The sequence below is a fragment of the Demequina sp. TMPB413 genome (genome assembly GCF_020447105.2).
Lineage (GTDB): Bacteria > Actinomycetota > Actinomycetes > Actinomycetales > Demequinaceae > Demequina.
On the sequence record NZ_CP096184.1, the window covers coordinates 114,837 to 131,501 of the forward strand.

At 65.5% G+C, this 16,665-nt stretch carries 15 protein-coding genes; 8 read left to right on the forward strand and 7 right to left on the reverse strand.

Annotation, left to right across the window (positions count from 1 at the left end):
* Positions 1–44: 44 nt before the first annotated feature.
* Positions 45–1,886 carry an ABC-F family ATP-binding cassette domain-containing protein gene (locus tag LGT36_RS00580; protein WP_226264497.1) on the reverse strand — a complete coding sequence of 614 codons (1,842 nt, stop codon included), beginning with the start codon at positions 1,884–1,886 and terminating at the stop codon, positions 45–47.
* Between the two features lie 90 nt (positions 1,887–1,976).
* Here LGT36_RS00580 and LGT36_RS00585 point away from each other — a divergent pair, with 90 nt between their 5' ends.
* On the forward strand, positions 1,977–2,681 hold the full coding sequence (locus LGT36_RS00585; RefSeq protein ID WP_226095286.1) for a glutamine amidotransferase: 705 nt from the start codon (positions 1,977–1,979) through the stop codon (positions 2,679–2,681).
* Here LGT36_RS00585 and LGT36_RS00590 read toward each other — a convergent pair.
* The 4 genes from LGT36_RS00590 to pta all read right to left on the reverse strand — a co-directional run bounded on the left by LGT36_RS00590 (position 2,647) and on the right by pta (position 7,692).
* Positions 2,647–3,447 (reverse strand): hypothetical protein, encoded by an 801-nt coding sequence (locus LGT36_RS00590; protein ID WP_226095287.1) that lies wholly within the window; start codon positions 3,445–3,447, stop codon positions 2,647–2,649. The two genes, LGT36_RS00585 and LGT36_RS00590, sit on opposite strands and share 35 nt — an antisense overlap.
* Before the next feature lie 64 nt (positions 3,448–3,511).
* Positions 3,512–4,249: a hypothetical protein gene (locus LGT36_RS00595; RefSeq protein ID WP_226095288.1), complete on the reverse strand. Its 738-nt coding sequence runs from the start codon at positions 4,247–4,249 to the stop codon at positions 3,512–3,514.
* 220 nt (positions 4,250–4,469) lie between these two features.
* Positions 4,470–5,600: an acetate/propionate family kinase gene (locus tag LGT36_RS00600; protein WP_370634273.1), complete on the reverse strand. Its 1,131-nt coding sequence runs from the start codon at positions 5,598–5,600 to the stop codon at positions 4,470–4,472.
* Positions 5,601–5,610: 10 nt separating this feature from the next.
* Entirely contained in the window at positions 5,611–7,692 is a 2,082-nt protein-coding gene (gene pta / locus LGT36_RS00605) for a phosphate acetyltransferase (protein ID WP_226095289.1), read from the reverse strand.
* A gap of 123 nt (positions 7,693–7,815) precedes the next feature.
* Here pta and LGT36_RS00610 point away from each other — a divergent pair, with 123 nt between their 5' ends.
* Genes LGT36_RS00610 through guaA form a run of 4 tightly spaced genes read left to right on the forward strand, consistent with a single transcriptional unit; the run spans position 7,816 to position 11,669 of the window.
* A complete protein-coding gene (locus tag LGT36_RS00610; RefSeq protein ID WP_226095290.1) occupies positions 7,816–9,018 on the forward strand; it encodes a GGDEF domain-containing protein in 1,203 nt (400 codons plus the stop codon).
* 34 nt (positions 9,019–9,052) lie between these two features.
* On the forward strand, positions 9,053–9,766 hold the full coding sequence (locus LGT36_RS00615; protein ID WP_248642133.1) for an SURF1 family protein: 714 nt from the start codon (positions 9,053–9,055) through the stop codon (positions 9,764–9,766).
* Positions 9,763–10,107, forward strand: coding sequence for a DUF3817 domain-containing protein (locus LGT36_RS00620; protein ID WP_226096102.1), 345 nt, complete (start codon positions 9,763–9,765; stop codon positions 10,105–10,107). The genes LGT36_RS00615 and LGT36_RS00620 overlap by 4 nt, the downstream gene beginning before the upstream one ends.
* On the forward strand, positions 10,104–11,669 hold the full coding sequence (guaA, locus tag LGT36_RS00625) for a glutamine-hydrolyzing GMP synthase (protein WP_226096100.1): 1,566 nt from the start codon (positions 10,104–10,106) through the stop codon (positions 11,667–11,669). The genes LGT36_RS00620 and guaA overlap by 4 nt, the downstream gene beginning before the upstream one ends.
* 34 nt (positions 11,670–11,703) lie before the next feature.
* Here the strand turns inward: guaA and LGT36_RS00630 are convergent, their stop codons facing one another.
* Positions 11,704–11,916 carry a hypothetical protein gene (locus LGT36_RS00630; RefSeq protein WP_226096097.1) on the reverse strand — a complete coding sequence of 71 codons (213 nt, stop codon included), beginning with the start codon at positions 11,914–11,916 and terminating at the stop codon, positions 11,704–11,706.
* Positions 11,913–13,415 (reverse strand): PspC domain-containing protein, encoded by a 1,503-nt coding sequence (locus LGT36_RS00635; RefSeq protein ID WP_226096096.1) that lies wholly within the window; start codon positions 13,413–13,415, stop codon positions 11,913–11,915. Before LGT36_RS00635 ends, LGT36_RS00630 begins: the two co-directional genes overlap by 4 nt.
* 162 nt (positions 13,416–13,577) lie before the next feature.
* Here LGT36_RS00635 and LGT36_RS00640 point away from each other — a divergent pair, with 162 nt between their 5' ends.
* The 3 genes from LGT36_RS00640 to LGT36_RS00650 all read left to right on the forward strand — a co-directional run bounded on the left by LGT36_RS00640 (position 13,578) and on the right by LGT36_RS00650 (position 16,661).
* Positions 13,578–14,594 carry a sensor histidine kinase gene (locus tag LGT36_RS00640; protein ID WP_226096095.1) on the forward strand — a complete coding sequence of 339 codons (1,017 nt, stop codon included), beginning with the start codon at positions 13,578–13,580 and terminating at the stop codon, positions 14,592–14,594.
* Positions 14,591–15,241, forward strand: coding sequence for a response regulator transcription factor (locus LGT36_RS00645; RefSeq protein ID WP_226096094.1), 651 nt, complete (start codon positions 14,591–14,593; stop codon positions 15,239–15,241). Before LGT36_RS00640 ends, LGT36_RS00645 begins: the two co-directional genes overlap by 4 nt.
* A gap of 175 nt (positions 15,242–15,416) precedes the next feature.
* Complete coding sequence (locus tag LGT36_RS00650) at positions 15,417–16,661, forward strand: GGDEF domain-containing protein (RefSeq protein ID WP_226096093.1); 1,245 nt, start codon at positions 15,417–15,419, stop codon at positions 16,659–16,661.
* The last annotated feature ends 4 nt before the right edge of the window (positions 16,662–16,665 follow it).

Genomic DNA, 16,665 nt, shown 5'->3' on the forward strand with positions numbered 1-16,665 from the left:
TCGCTGATGGCTCGTCAAGGCCCTAGGTCACGGGCGACGTCGCGTCAGTGGCCCAGTTGCTCGCTCAGTTCGAGCCACCGCTCCTCGAGCTGGGACGCCTCGGCGTCGAGTACCGGTAGCCGTGCGGCGAGCGCCGCGAGGCCCGGGTAGTCCGTCGGGTCGTGGGCCGTCATCTTCGCGTTCAGTTCGGCCTTTTGCTGGAGCACCTTCTTGAGCCGACGCTCGACCGCGGCGATCTCCTTCTGCGTGGCTCGCAGGTCCGCCCCGCCAAGTCCTTGACCCTCACCAGCCGACGATGGTGACCCTGCCGACGTCGTGGCGCCAGCGTTGGCCGCCTCCGGCCCAAATGTCCCAACTCCACCGCCACTGCGAGAGACGTTCTGAGCGAGCGCGATGTACTCGTCGACGCCGCCAGGCAGGTGCCGCAGCCCTCCGTCCATGACGGCGTACTGCTGGTCGGTGATCCGCTCCATGAGGTAGCGATCGTGGCTCACGACGATGAGGGTGCCAGGCCACGAGTCGAGCAAGTCCTCCAGCGCGGCAAGCATGTCGGTGTCGAGGTCGTTGGTGGGTTCGTCGAGCACCAAGACGTTCGGTTGGCTGAGGAGGACCACCAGGATTTGCAGGCGCCGACGCTGGCCGCCAGACAAGGCGCTGACCTGAGTCTTCAGTTGTGCCGGGTTGAAGCCGACGCGTTCGAGCAGCTGGCCAGGCGTGACCTCGGTACCGTCGGCCAACTTGATCGACGCGTACTGCTTGAGCACGGTGGCCACTCGCTGATCGGCCCATTCCTCGAGTTCCGCGAGGTGTTGCGACAACGCGGCGACTCTCACGGTGGTGCCGCGCTTGACGTGGCCCTTTGTTGCCTCCAGCTCGCCGGTGATGAGCTTCAGCAGGGTCGACTTTCCTGCGCCATTCGGGCCCAGAATGCCCGTCCGTTCGCCGGGCCCGATGAGCCACGTGACATCGCGGAGCACCTCGCGAGGGGGCGTGCCGGGGTAGGTGACGTGAGCGTTGACGAGGCTCACCACTTCCTTGCCGAGGCGCGAAGCCGCCATGCGCTGAAGCTTGATGGGGTCGCGTACTTCGGGGACATCGGCGATCAGCTCATTGGCCGCGTCAATGCGGAACTTGGGCTTGCTGGTGCGGGCGGGCGCGCCGCGGCGCAGCCACGCGAGTTCCTTGCGCAAGAGGTTCTGACGGCGCTGCTCGGTGACGGCGCTGATGCGATTGCGTTCCACCCTTTGGAGCACGTAGGCGGCGTAGCCTCCCTCGTACTGCTCGACGCCAGCATCGACCACCTCCCACGTGTTGGTGGTCACCTCGTCGAGGAACCACCTGTCGTGGGTGACGACCACGAGAGCGCCCTTGCCTGCGGCCCAGCGTCGTTTGATGTGCTCTGCCAGCCAAGCCACTCCGTCGATGTCCAAGTGGTTGGTCGGCTCGTCGAGCACCAGCACGTCGTCGTCGGCCACGAGAGTGCGAGCGAGCGCTACCCGCCGCCGCTGGCCGCCAGACAGTTCGCCCACCAAGGCATCGGCGTCGAGGTCAGGAACGAGACCCGACATCACGTCGCGCACGCGCGGGTCGCCCGCCCACTCATGCGTCGCGGCGTCGCCAACGATCGCATCGAGCACGGTGGCGCCAGGCGTGAAGGCATCGCCCTGGTCGACGACGCCGACGCGCACTCCCGTCGCGCGGGTGACGCGGCCGGTGTGGGCGGGGGAGAGGCCCGCCAGGATGGAGATGAGGGTCGATTTGCCTGCACCGTTCGCGCCGACGACGCCGATGCGGTCGCCGTCCTCGAGACCGAGGGTGACGCCGTCGAGAACAGGCCCGGTGCCGAAATCGACGCCGAGACCCTCTGCGCCAATCAGATGTGCCACCCGCCAAGGGTAGACGGCCTGGCGGCCAGGTCTCGACCGTTCGCCGTTCGTGCAGACCGTGCCGATGTCACTGGCGGATAGCCTGTCGCCATGCGATGCGACGTGGTGAGATTCGTGGCCTTCGAAGACTTGGGCGTGTGGGAGGACGAACTCACCTCGCACGGCTTCACGGTGCGCTACCTCGACGTCGGGGTTGACGACATCGCGGCGGCCGCCGACGCCCCGCTTGCGATTGTCTTGGGCGCACCGATCGATGCGGACGACGACGAGCGCTATCCGGTGTTGTCAGAGGTGCGGTCTGTGCTGGAGGCGCGATCGGTAGCCGACCTGCCCACCATCGGCATTTGTCTTGGCGCACAGCTCATGGCGATGGCGCTCGGAGGTGGCGTCGGGCGCGGCCAGCGCGAGGTCGGTTGGGCCCGCCTGACGCCGTCTGCCGCAGCGGCGGGGACGCCGTGGGAGGCGCTCTGTGGTGCGCAAGTCCTGCATTGGCACGCAGACGAGGTCCACCTGCCCGCAGGCGCCGTCAGCCTTGCATCAACCGTCGCCACTGCCCATCAGGTGTTCGTTCACGGCAAGCAAGTGGGTTTCCAGTGCCATCCGGAGGCGGACCCTGAAGCGATCGAGCGTTGGCTTATCGGCCACACGGCAGAACTCACGGCGTGGGGGATTGACCTTGAGCAGCTCCGTGCTCAGGCCAGGGGCGAGGCGGAAGAGGCGGTCGCCGCAAGCATCCGTTCTCTGCGGGCGTGGCTTGACGCTAGTGGGTACTCGTCACCGGGATCTCGCCAGTAACCGCAGTCGCGCCGTGGTCCCTTCTCCATGCAGGAGACGTGCGAATCACCACGGCTGGCCACAAAGGTGCGCTCATCAGGATGCGCGCGGCCGCGTCGGCTTTGATGCCTGCCACCTCGTCGAAGACATCCTCGAGCAGACCTGCGAGGTGGCGGTGCATCGCACGGTCGTCCTCCGTGCCATCGAGGTCAATGGTGTAGGCGGCATAGCCTGCGGCGCGGAACAGGTCCTCCCGCGCCATGGCGTCGTCCGTTGACTCAGGGGCATCGAGCGGCACGTGAATGATGGCGAGCGCGACGCCGTCTCGCAGAGGGTCAACAAGTGAAGCGCGATGCAGGTCGAAGTGGTCGGGATCGTCGAACTCGGCTTCCGTAGCGAGCGCTACCGCGAGAGTGGACTCGGCTCCCTTGACCATTGCGATGGCGTGACCGATCGCGGACTCTGGCTCCGAGTGAACGACGCGTAGCGGTTGTGGTCCGTAGGCATCGTCGCGGACGATCGCGCTCATGGGCGTGCTGCCGTGGTCCTCGAGCGTGAGACCGCACGGCGTCTTGCACACGAACGTTGCTTGGTGGCGGCGCTTGTGCGCGGCCCTGTCGACGTGAACGAGAACCAGGGAGTGGAGCGCGCTTCCGTGCCAGCGACACATCGCCTCTGGGCCTCTCGTGCCGCGCGCGTCTTGCCACCAGGAGTCCATCTCGCGGATCACGATGTCGGCCGGTTCCCTCCCGGCATGTGTGACCCAACTCGAGACGGGGGCGTTCATTCACTGTCTCCTTCTGCTCTAGCGTTCCACCCAGGCGGCGGCGTCGTGGACTGCACCCTAACGCCTAGATGACGCTCGCGCGCATCTCGACCAACGGCCACAGTGGCGGCAGGCTCAACACCCTGGCCTCGGCGTCGGCTTTGATTTGGACAATCTCGTCGAGGACGTCTTCCATGAGGAGTGCAAGCCGAGTGTGGTCTTCGAGGGAGAAGTCTTCCCAATCACATTCGAAGGTGTAGCTCGTGAAGCCCGCGGCGCGTACGACGGCCTCGCGATCCTCTGCCTCCTGGGCAGAGTGGCCCGACGGGACGATCATGAACGGAATGATGACCCCGCTGTCGCGGGGGCTGAGAAGGCGCGAGTTGTGCAGGTGGAAGAGATCGGCATCCATGAACTCGGCCTCAGTGAAGACCGGGACCAGGACGGATCTTTCGATACCCGACGCCCTCGCAATGGCTTCTGCCAGTGTCGAGGTGCCGCCGGTGTGCTCGACTTGGAGCTCCTCAGGTCCGTACTCGTCGTGATTGATCACGTCGCACATCGGCCTGAGCCCGTGGGCGGCAAGCGCGTGCAGACCGCACCGCTGCGAGGACAAGAACGTGGGTCGTTGACGACGCTTGTGGAGGGCCCTGTCGGTGTGGGCGACGATGCCTGCGAACACGGCATCGGCGAGGAAGGGACAGGATCCAGGGGTGGCAGCTGCCAGGCGCACGGAATCATCGATCCACTCGTGCAAAGCGTTGATCATCGCGGCGTTTGGCTCACGCGATGCGTGCGCTACCCAACTGGACGTGGTCGCCATGATGTCCTCTCGCGTCCCTCAATGCCGCGTACGGCCTTAGCCGCCCGCGACCCGCCTTCGTGTCACCGTCCCTATCGGCCCTGACCAACTGACGATGAGGGATGTGGCAAAGATGGCTCGACGGAGGCTGCCCGTCATGACGAGTCTTGAAGTCCCTCGTATGCCCGTCAAGCCCCTTGTTCTGGTGGCGCCAATTGAGGGGGCAGAAGGCGAGCGTCCGCTAGGAGACCGCGGCGATCGACTGGAGCGCGATCTCGCGCTCCTCGTTCGTCGGTACGACCCACACCTGGATGGGTGACTCGTCGGCGCTAATAAGCGTGGCCTGCTTCTTGCGTCCCGCGTTGCGCTCAGGGTCGATGATGATGCCGAGCTCACTGAGCCCCACGAGAGATTGAAGCCTCACCACGTCGGAGTTTTCGCCGACGCCCGCGGTGAAGACGATCGCGTCGAGGTGGCCGAGTTGCGCGTAGTACTGGCCCACGTATCCCCTGATCCGCCTGCAATAGATCTCGAGGCCAAGCTGGGCGTCGCGCGAGCCATCCTCGGCGGCTTGCTCGACGTCACGCATGTCGTTGTAGCCCGTGAGGCCCAGCATTCCTGACTGGCTGTTGAACAAGTGATCGATCTCGTCGATCGTCATCCCCGCAGACCTGCCGAGGTGGAACACAACGGCTGGGTCGATGTCGCCCGTACGTGAGCCCATCACGAGCCCTGCGAGGGGCGTGAGGCCCATCGACGTGTCGATTGCCCTGCCGGCACGCATCGCACACACGGATGCGCCGTTTCCCAGGTGGAGGGCGATGATGTTGACTTCCTCCGGACGCTTGCCCATGGCGCGTGGGGCCTCGTGCGAGAGGTAGGCATAGCTGGTGCCGTGGAATCCGTACTTGCGGATGGAGTGCTCGGCTGCGATGTTCTTGTCGATCGCGTACGTGTATGCGGCCTCTGACATGGTCTGGAAGAACGCGGTGTCGAAGATCGCGACGTGGGGGATGTTGGGGAACGCCTTGCGCGCCGCGCTGATGCCAGCGACGTGGCCCGGATTGTGGAGGGGGGCGAGGTTCGACAGCAGTGCGATTCTGCGTTCCACGTCGTCGTCAATGATGGTCGGCGCGGAGAACTCCTCGCCTCCTTGAACGACTCGGTGGCCCACCGCTGTGATCTTCGTGAGATCGACGCCGGAATCGGGTGCGCCTAGGCGATCAATGACTTCGCCGATCGCGAGCGCGTGGTCGCTGACCCTTTCGACGATCCCTGCGGCGAGCGGCGCGTCGACGGTCGTGTCAACGACCTGGTACTTGACGGAGCTCGAGCCGCAGTTGAGGACGAGCGCCATTCCGATGTAGTTCACGGCCACGTGTCTATCCCTCCGCCGCGTCGTTCGCGGTGATTTGCTGTGCCTGGATGGCCGTGATGGCCACCGTGTTGACGATGTCTTGGACTAGTGCACCACGGCTGAGGTCGTTCACCGGCTTGCGGAGCCCCTGGAGCACGGGGCCAACCGCGACGGCGCCGGCGCTGCGTTGGACTGCCTTGTACGTGTTGTTGCCGGTGTTCAGGTCGGGGAAGATCAAGACGGTGGCACGACCCGCGACAGGCGAGTTGGGTGCCTTCGACTTGGCGACGGACGGTTCGACGGCCGCGTCGTACTGAATCGGGCCGTCGACGAGGAGGTCTGGCCGGCGCTCACGCACCAGTCGCGTCGCTTCCCGCACCTTGTCGACGTCGGATCCCGTGCCCGATTCGCCGGTGGAGTACGAGAGCATCGCGACCCGCGGCTCGATGTTGAACTGCCGTGCTGTCTCGGCGGAAGAGATTGCGATGTCGGCGAGCTGTTCTGCCGTCGGGTCGGGGTTGACCGCGCAGTCACCGTAGACGAGCACGCGATCGGCCAGACACATCAGAAAGACGGAGGACACGACAGAGACGCCTGGGGTCGTCTTGATGATCTGGAACGAGGGGACGATCGTGTGAGCGGTCGTGTGCGCCGCCCCGGACACCATTCCGTCCGCCAAGCCCAACTCGACCATCATCGTGCCGAAGTAGCTGACGTCCTGCACGCGGTCGCGCGCTGCTTCCGGCGTCATGCCCTTGTGCTTGCGCATTTCGTAGTACTCGGCAGCGAAGCGATCGACATATTCGGGGTCGGACGGAGAGATGAGCTGGGCTGCGGACAAGTCAATGCCGAGCTCTCCTGCCCTGGTGGTGATGGCCGCTGGGTCGCCAAGGATGGTCAGATCGACCACGTTGCGCGTGAGCAGCGTGCCAGCGGCGCGGAGAATACGATCGTCCTCGCCCTCTGGCAAGACGATGCGCTGGCGGTCAGTGCGAGCCCTGTCGAGGAGTGCGTATTCAAACATCAGGGGGGTGACTACATCGGTGTCGGCCAGGTTGAGACGGTCGATCAACTGACCTCCGTCGACGTTGTTCTCAAACATGCTGAGTGCCATGTCGACCTTGAGCACCGACTCGCGCGACAAGCGACCACGCGTATTCCAGCAGCGCTGCGCGGTCGCAAAGGTGCCAAGGTCTGTCGCGATGATGGGCAACGTGGGGCCCAAGCCGTCAATCAGGCGCTGAACCGAGGCGGGCGGGCGGAAACCACCGTTCACCACGATGCCGGCGAGCGCGGGGAAGCCCGACGCCGAGTGAGCGGTGAGCGCGGCGAGCAGCGTGTCGGCCCTGTCACCAGGAGCGATGATGAGTGCGCCCTCTTCAAGCCTGTCGAGCAAGTGCTCCACCGTCATCGCCGCGATCGAAATGGTGCGGACCTCGCGCGACAACAGAGCTTCGTCTCCAGCGATCATCTCGCCCTTGATCGCGTCGCACAGCGCGCTGAGCGTTGGCGCGTACAGGAGAGGCTCTTCTGGAATCGCTGCCACGCCGATGTCTTCTGGCAGTGCAGCTTTGATGGCGTCGAGGTCGGCAGGATCGCAGCGGTTGGCGAACGCGGCGACAACCTTCGCGTGGTTGTCGTCCATCTGGGCGCGGGCCTGCTCGATCATCTCGGCGATGTCGGAGGGGGAGCGGTCGGCCCCGCGCACCACCAGCGCGACGGGTGCGCCGAGGTTGGCAGCGACCTTCGCGTTCAGTTCAAACTCGGCTGGGCCCGCCACATCGGTGTAGTCGGTGCCGACGATGACGACGACATCGCACTTGCGGGCTACTTCGTGGTAGCGAGTGACGATGCGGGACAGCGCCGCTTCCGGGTCCGCGTGGATGTCCTCATAGGTCACGCCAACGCACTCGTCGTAGTCGAGATCGACGCCGTCGTGTCCCAAAAGCAGGCTCAAGACATAGTCGGAACCGGTGGAGACTCTCGTGACCGGTCTAAAGATGCCGACCTTGGTGACGTTGCGCGCGAGCAGAGCAGTGATGCCCAGCGCGATCGTTGACTTTCCCGTATCGCCCTCTACGGAGGCAATGTAGATGCTACGTGTCACGACTCCAGCATTCCACGCTTTGACCGGGACCTTGTGACCGGGTCGAACTCCTCTGGAAAAGACCGTGGCCAACCGCCCCCTTGTGCCACTACCGTGAGGCGGCAGGGGAAAGGTGAGTCGATCGTGGTGTCACGCGGTGATGGCCAGGGCCGGCGTTCGCGCAGCGTCGTCGGTGCTGCCTTCGCGCGCCTAGCAGAGACTCGCACTGGCTCCCGTCATAGCGAGGCGGCTCAGGCACGCTGGACCGCCCATGACTTCGCCATGTTCGCTGCGGTGCTTACCGCCGGTTACCTGGTCTTCTACGCGACGTACGACTCGGTGTGGTCGCCGCCGCTCGTGGTCATCACGGCCGCGGGCGTCACCGCCCACATCACGGCGGTGATCCTCGCTCGCCGCGGCAGCCAACTCGTCACGGCGCTCATTAGCCTCACCACAGCGATCCTGCAGATCGTGGCAGGCATCTCGGTGGTCGGCTGGGAGTCGGGACTTCACCTCTATCTCATCGCCACAGGGGTGCTTGTTTTCGTGGCATTCACTGACGCCCAAGCCCCATGGCGGTGGATCTTCATCGTGCTCGCCGCGGGGGCGTTCATCACGTGCCAGACGATTCTTGTTCCATCGACGGCTGGCGAGGTGTCAGCGACCACTCTGGCCACCCTCTTCTCCTTCAATGCGGTGCTCACCGTCCTGCTGGTGTTTGCCCTCGCTGCTCTCGCGCACTACAGGGCCCAGCAGGCACGCGTCGAATCTGCTCTGTTGGCGTCGCAGGCCGCGCACTTGGCCAACACTGATGCGCTCACGGGGCTATCGAACCGGCGGCCGGTGGGAGAGGTCCTCGACGCGATCAGCGCTCCCGGAAGGGCCGGGTACTCGGTCGCAATCGCGGATCTCGATCACTTCAAGACTCTCAACGACACCTACGGCCACCAGTGCGGCGACATGATCCTCGCTCACCTCGCCGACCTCCTGAAGGCACGCGTGCGCACCGTCGACACCGTCGGCAGATGGGGCGGCGAGGAGTTCATCGTGGTGTTGCCCAACACGATGCTTGAACACGCCGTGCGCCTCATGGAGCGCCTGCGCGTCGCGGTCGAGAGCCAGCACTTTCAGTGCGGAGACCACGACCACTCCGTCACCATTTCCATTGGCGTCGCCGATGGAGTCGCCGACGGCCTTCCGCATCACGTGGTGAAGCGGGCAGACGATGCGCTCTACGATGCGAAGGCGGAGGGTCGCAACGCGGTGCGCTCGCGGCCATTCGAGTCCAGCCCAGCCGACGTCCCCGTCAAGGAGCCTCTCCGTGCACACCGCCGTGAGCCGGCCTAGCGTCCCGCCGAGCCACGATCGCTCGACCCGTTGGGTGAGCGTCATTGTCGCGGGTCTCCTGGGCGCGACGGCGCTCACCGTGGGTGGCCTCCTCGGCGCGTGGCAGTGGGACCGCGCCCACCAACAGTCGTCCGCCGTCGAGCCGGATCCCGCGGCGCCGATAGCCGAGGTGATGCAGCCCGGGCAGCCAGGGCGGGGCGAAGGCCGACTCGTCACCGTCGAGGGCTCGTGGGCGGCCGTCGATGTCGCACTTGTGGCGGGAAAGCAGGTCGACGGCGTGGATGCGGTCTTGCTGGTGATGCCTCTCGAGGTTCCCGCGTCGGCCACCGGCACTGGAACGGCCGCCACCCTGCCCGTCCTGGTGGGGTGGAAGCCGGCAGACGACGTCGGCGACATTCCCCGCACAGGCGGGACGGTCGCAGTCGAGGGCTACGTGCGAGGGGGCGAAGGCTCGGCGCCTGCTCCGCAGCGAGAAGACATCGATGGGGCGACGTGGGTCGGCTCGATGTCGACGGCGGCGCTTGCTCAGGAGTGGCCGACCCCCGTCTACACCTACTTGGTGGTGGCCGAGACCCCTGCCCCTGGTTGGCGAGCCATGCCAGAGCCGCCAGCGCAGAGCAGCTTTGACATTCGCTCGCTGACCTACGCCGCCGAGTGGTGGCTGTTCGGCGTCTTCGGCGCGGCCCTTGCCTTGCGGTGGATACGGGACAATGGTCGTGCATCGCCGAGTCAAGAGGAGAGCACGTGACCGCAGTAGCCCCCGTCGATGGCACTCTCAGCCGCTATCGCATCATGGCGTTCATTACCGGCTCTTTCCTGCTCTTGCTTACCGCCGTCACCCTCATCAAGTACATCGGCCTGGCTTTCGATTGGGAGCACGAAGGCTTTTGGGGTTTCGCCACCATGATCGGCATCGTTCACGGCTGGATCTTCATCGTCTACGTCGCTGCGTGCGCGTTCCTGTGGATGCGGATGAAGTGGCCCTTCGGGCGGCTGGTCACCATGGTGCTCGGCGGCGTCGTCCCGGGCATGTCCTTCGTGATGGAGCGCCGCGTGTCTCGCGAAGTCGCCGCTAGCCTTAACCCGTGACTACCGCGCATCGTCCCGTCCTCGTCGTCGACTGCGGCGCCCAGTACGCCCAGCTGATCGCCCGTCGCGTTCGCGAGGCGAACCTCTACTCCGAGATCGTGCCGCACGCCATGAGCGCGGCGCAGATGCTCGCCAAGGACCCTGCGGCGATCATCCTGTCAGGCGGCCCGTCGTCGGTGTACGAGGAGGGCGCTCCCACGGTCGATCCCGCGATTTACGACTCCGGCGTGCCCGTGATGGGGATCTGCTACGGATTCCAGCTGATGGCTCAAGCCCTTGGCGGCACGGTCGCCAAGACGGGGCTGCGGGAGTACGGACGCACCGTTGCCTCCGTGTCCGACGTGGGGATGACGCTGTCGGGAAGCCCCACCGAGCAGACGGTATGGATGAGTCACGGCGACTCGGTGCAAGCGGCACCAGCGGGATTCACGGTCCTCGCGTCGACCGAGGGCGCGCCCGTCGCCGCCTTCGAGCACACGGGCAGGCGACTTGCTGGGGTGCAGTGGCACCCCGAGGTCAAGCATTCGCCCCTGGGCCAGGCAGCGCTCGAGAACTTCCTGTATCGCGTCGCCGGCCTGACACCCGACTGGACCAGTTCAAGCGTCATCGATGAGCAAGTGGATCGCATCCGTGCCCAGGTGGGCTCGGGCCATGTGATTTGCGGCCTATCAGGGGGAGTGGACTCGGCCGTGGCCGCGGCGATCGTGCAGAAGGCTGTCGGCGATCAGTTGACGTGCGTCTTCGTGGACCACGGACTTCTGCGCGAGGGCGAGGCCGAGCAGGTCGAGCGCGACTTCGTGGCCGCGACCGGCGTCCGTCTCGTGGTCGCGGACGAGCGTGACAGGTTCCTCGACGCTCTCGCGGGCGTGGTCGACCCCGAGACCAAGCGCAAGATCATCGGCCGCGAGTTCATTCGCGCTTTTGAGGCCGAGGCGCGCAAGCTCGTGCACGACGCTGGCCTTGGTGAAGAGGTCAGATTCCTGGTGCAGGGCACTCTCTACCCTGACGTGGTCGAGTCAGGCGGCGGCGAAGGCGCGGCCAATATCAAGAGCCACCACAACGTCGGCGGCTTGCCAGACGACCTCAAGTTTGATCTGGTCGAGCCGCTACGCGCGTTGTTCAAGGACGAGGTGCGTGCCGTCGGCGCCGAACTCGGCCTCCCCGACGAGATCGTGTGGCGCCAGCCGTTCCCAGGCCCAGGGCTAGGAATTCGCATCATCGGCGAGGTCACTGGTCCACGACTGGAGATACTGCGCGCCGCCGACGCGATTGCCAGGGAGGAACTGTCGAAGGCTGGTCTTGATCGCGAGATCTGGCAGTGCCCTGTGGTGCTGCTCGCCGACGTTCGCTCGGTGGGCGTTCAGGGCGACGGGAGGACGTACGGACATCCCGTGGTGCTGCGTCCCGTGTCGTCGGAGGACGCCATGACGGCCGATTGGACGCGCCTTCCCTACGAGGTTCTGGCCCACATTTCCAACCGCATCACCAACGAGGTGGCCGAGGTCAACAGGGTGGTGCTCGACGTCACCAGCAAGCCGCCTGGCACGATCGAGTGGGAGTAATCCCGCTGGTCGGTCTCGAGAACTCGGTCCGTGTCTAGAACTCGGTGGGCTCGTGGTTGCTGCGGATGCCCGCCATCACGGCAGTGAGCAGCAGCCAGCCCCCGACGGCGCCGAGCCCGATGATCCATACGAGCTCCACATCGATCTTCTCGCCCGACAGCACGGCGATGGTGATGCCGCCGAATGCTGCGACGATTGCGCCGATGAGCATGGACGTGAGGCGCTGAACTGGTCGGCGGCGAATCATGAGTAGACCTCCGTGATGACGATGGTGTTGGCGAATTCGTCGTCATAGACGACGAGGTCAAGAACGGGGCCAGTGTTGTTGGCCAGCGTGAGGTGTTGCCCACCAGCGCCCCAGAAGTCGCACGTCAGGTCGCGATCGGGCCACACCACGTGCGCCTGAGCGTCGCCCTGTCCCACTACGTTGAGGTCGGTGCCCACTGGGATGGACACGTAGGTCACACGGGTCACGACATCGACGGACGTGTCTTCGTCGAGCGATGTGAACGACAGGCGTGCAGTGCTCGAGGGATCGCTAGGTATTGAGGAGTCTTGGCGGCAGTCCCCGTTGAGGACGACCTCGCGGTACTGATACGCGAAGTCCTCCGTGGCGTCGTACGTATCGACTTGCTCGACCCCGTCGCCAAAGTCGACGTCAAAGTGCAGCAGGCTGCCATCCTCCGCATAGGTCTCTCGCAACTCGTCGGCACCGGCGGCGACGACGGGCAGCGGGAGAGCCAACATGATCGTCATGAAGCCAAGGAAGCCGAGCTTGCGGCCGGCGAGGCTCACCGCCATGAGGATGACCCCGAGTCCAGTCACCATCATCACGAACCACGCGGCCGCGGGGTGGACAGCCAGTTCGTTGCCGCGCTCCATGGCGACGGCGATCGCTGCGGAGAGCATGATCCACGCGAGCGAAGCCAAGTAGAAGCCCCTGCCAGGTCCCGGAACCCGGGGCAGTGCCGGCGGAGCAGGGGGCGCTGGCTGGAAAGAGGAGGGCTCGACGGGCGTGGAGAGTGAAGGCGGCACCGACGCGGATGCATTGCGCTGCGGCATGGCCGCGTACACAGGGGTGTTCGTGGAGCGGGGTGCGGCAGGGGACGCGGCGGTTGCTTCGGCGTCTGGTGACGCAGCGTCGGCGTTCTCCGCGTCAGGCGAAGAGCCGTCACCCGTGGCAGTGTCCGCCACCGGCGCTGAGTTGGCTTGAGTCCCTGGTGGTGGCGCGGCGGGAGTGGCGCCTGGATAGGGGGAAGCGTTTTGCGAACGCTTCACCATCGCGATGATGAACCACACCACTCCACCCACGAAGGCGATGGGCACGAGAATCCCCAGAATGACGCTCAAGACGGCCCAGGGGGTGGAGTCGGAGAAGGGGAAGCCGGAGATGTTGAAGGGCACGGGGCTGTCGAGCTCGCTGAGCCCGATCAGCGTGAAGATCGCGATGCCGATGAGCGCGCCCACATTGGGGATGCCGCGGCCAAAGTTCTGGATGATGATGTTGCCGCGCCTGTCGGGGAGCAGCGCCCACGCAGCGGCATAGGCGAGCAGCACGATTCCGTTGAGCACCACTGCAGCCACCGCAACGATGATGCGGGCCGGGACCGTCGCCATTCCGACACGCTGTGCCACGCCATCGACGACGCCGCCCAAGAAGCCGTTGTCGCCGCGGGTGAGCCCCCACTCGCGGATGGCTCGAAAGAAGCCTGCCTCGCGGGGTTGTTGCTCGGGTGGGGTGGTCATGAAGTCCTCCTGTGATCGTGTCTCCATGCTCGCCGCTGCAGCACGCGGAGCGCTATGAGGGAAGCCCCTGATTTCTCCCCTGATCTGTCGAGGCTCGCGTCCGGTGAGGTATCGGCCGCATGGGGGAGGCCCCAGCAGGGGGCCGTGTGTGACGATAGCGACGTGAGCCAGTCCACGAGGATCGCGCGGCCGTTGCGCCGCGAGCCGCAACCCGCATCGTGGTGGCGTGCGCTCTTGGGCCTCGTGATGGTGACGATGGCTGGGGGACTCATGTCTCGCCGCTATGGCGCCGACGAGTTGGCGCCGTGGGCTTTGCCTGCGATCCTCTTCATCGCGGCGCTGGTCTTGGTATGGAGCCCGCTCGACGGCGCCGTGCAATCCGACCCTCGCCGTCCCGACGTCGTCAGCCTGTTCTCTCGCGACGCATGGGCACGCGTGGTGGTGGGCGTGGCGCTCGCCATCGGCGCGGTCGGCTGGTTTGCCCAGTGGGATTTCGGTGACAGGCCGCTATTGCGCGCGATCCTGGTGCCCGTTGCCGCGGTCGGCGCAGCGGCCCTGGTGCTCGCACCGTGGTGGATGCGACTGATTCGCCAGGTGTCGGTGGAGCGCGAGCAGCGAGTGCGCGAGTTCGAGCGCGCAGAGATTGCTGCTCACTTGCACGACTCCGTGCTACAAACCCTCACCCTGATCCGCGCGAAGGCGCACGAGCCGGAGGCGGTCGCGAGGCTTGCCCGCGCTCAAGAGCGCGACCTGCGGGCCTACCTGTACCAGGAGCGACGATCAGAGGCCGACTCGGTAGCCACGGCGCTCACGACCGCCATGTCGGAGGTCGAGGACGCGCACGGCGTGGCCATCGACACCGTGCACGTGGGCGACGCCCCCACGTCCGACTCTTTGCGGGCGGTGGTGCGCGCTGCGCGTGAGGCGGCGACGAACGCCGCCCGGCACGGTAGCGAGCCCATCAGCGTGTACGCCGAACTCACGTCCGGCGCGTACGAGGTGTTTGTGCGCGATGCGGGGCCAGGCTTCGATCCTGAGAAGGTTGACCCCGACAGGGCGGGCATCCGACATTCGATCATGGGGCGCGTAGCGCGTCACGGGGGGACGGCTGCGGTGCACTCCGCGCCGAGGTCTCGCACAGAAGTGTCCATCTGGATGCCGAGGAAGGAACAGCGATGAGCGTTCGAGTGGTGATTGTCGATGACCACGACGTGATCAGGGTGGGCGTGAGGGAGTCCCTCGACGCCGACATCGAGGTGGTGGGTGAGGGCCGTGACGTCGAGTCCGCGATCGCTGCGGTCACCACGCACCTGCCCGAGGTGGTGATCCTCGACGTCCACTTGCCCGGCGGGACCGGTGGAGGAGCCCTCGACGTGCTCGCGGAGATTCTGGGAAGGCCAGAGTCGCCCAAGGTGCTGGCGCTGTCGGTATCCGACGCTGCCGACGATGTGGTGGCGACGGTGCGTGCAGGCGCTCGCGGCTACGTCACCAAATCAATATCGGGCCCGGAACTGTCCGACGCTGTCAGACGAGTCCATTCGGGAGACGCGGTCTTCTCGCCACGGCTCGCTGGCTTCGTGCTCGACGCCTTCAACGCTGCTGGCGGCGAGGTCGCGCAGGCCGACGAGGACTTGGACAAGCTCACTGAGCGTGAGCAGGAGGTCATGCGACTTATTGCTCGCGGCTACACCTACCGCGAAGTGGCGGAAAAGCTCTTCATCTCCATCAAGACCGTCGAAACTCACGTGGGCAAAGTGCTCCACAAGCTGCAGTTGTCGAATCGCCATGAGCTCGCGAGATGGGCAGCCCAACGACGCATCGTCTGACGACGAGCGCCCGTGTGTGACATATTGCATAGCGGACGGACGTGTGATCTCCTCCACAGGGTAAGCGTGCGCGGGCGGTCGCCAGGGCATTGAGTGCCGCCGCCCCCCGTTCTGGGGGCACGAACGCCTGACTCGCGCGCGTCGGCTGCCGATTACCCTGGTGAAGAGCGTAAGGATGCGGTCAGCGAAGGTGTTTCCAGGAGGCATCGAGATGAATCTCTGGAAGAAGAGGCGCCACGTGAGTGGTTCCGATGTCGCGCCGTTGACCCCCGCGCAGGTCCAGGTACTGCGCGACCGCCAAGAACACCTGGGCAGGCGAGCGGTGCGCTCCTTTGTGGTGGTGTGTTTCATCGGGGCGGTCTCCCATGTCGCGCTGTTCGCCAGTTTTGGTTCCGTCGAGTACCGCAGCATCATGTTGATTTCCGTCGTGGATGCGGTGCTGCTCGCTATCGCGTTTCTCATCATCCTCGAGGGCCACGAGACCCGAGGTGCCGTCATGGCGCTCATCGTGGCGACCCTTCACATGTTGTGGGTCGTCATGCACATCTCTGCCGCCGCCAGCGTCGAATCGATCTTGTTTCCTCTTGCCCTCGCGCCCTTCGTCATGATCCGAAAAGAGCTTCCTGCCCTCCGGCTGGCGCTTGCGACTTTTGCCATAGCCACGTACCTCGTGTGCGAGATTGTCTTTCCTTCCGGTTCCGCTCCTCACCAGCTTGACGGAGAGGTTGCGGACGCCTTCGCTCGCGGCAACAGGATCTCGGCGGGCGTGGCCGTGTTGGCGCTTGTCACGCTCTTCCAGTTGAGCCTGTCGTCGATGAGGCGCGTCCTCGAGGGCGCCGCGAGGTACGGCGAACTCCGTGCCACGACAGACGAACTCACCGGTGTCTATAACAGGCGGCCCATCATTGCGCAGTTGAGTCAATGGGCCGAGCGAGGGCGCGGCAATTACGCCATCGCGCTGATCGACCTTGATCATTTCAAGACCATCAACGACGAATTCGGGCACGACTGCGGAGACACCGTGATCCAGGCAGTCGCCCTCACGCTGCGCAGCCACTTCCGCGAATCAGACATGGTGAGCCGATGGGGAGGCGACGAGTTCTTGGTGCTCATGCCCGGCGTGAGGCACGCCGACCTCTTGCCCGTCCTCGATCGACTCAGGCATGCCATCAATCTCATCGAGAAGCGGTGCAACGATCACGTCCACCATGTCACGGTGTCGATCGGGGCCTCGATGGGTGCCATGGGTCAGAGCCCTGACGAATGCATCGCCGCAGCGGACCACGCCCTGTACCGCGCCAAGGAGGAGGGCCGGAACAAAGTCGTGGCCGTGGGGGTCAGCGAGCCGACCCACGCCCTCGGTAGGCCGTCTCCTGACGAGCCGGTGACGCCTCCTGCCGGGTTGACGCACCACCGCTAGCAAC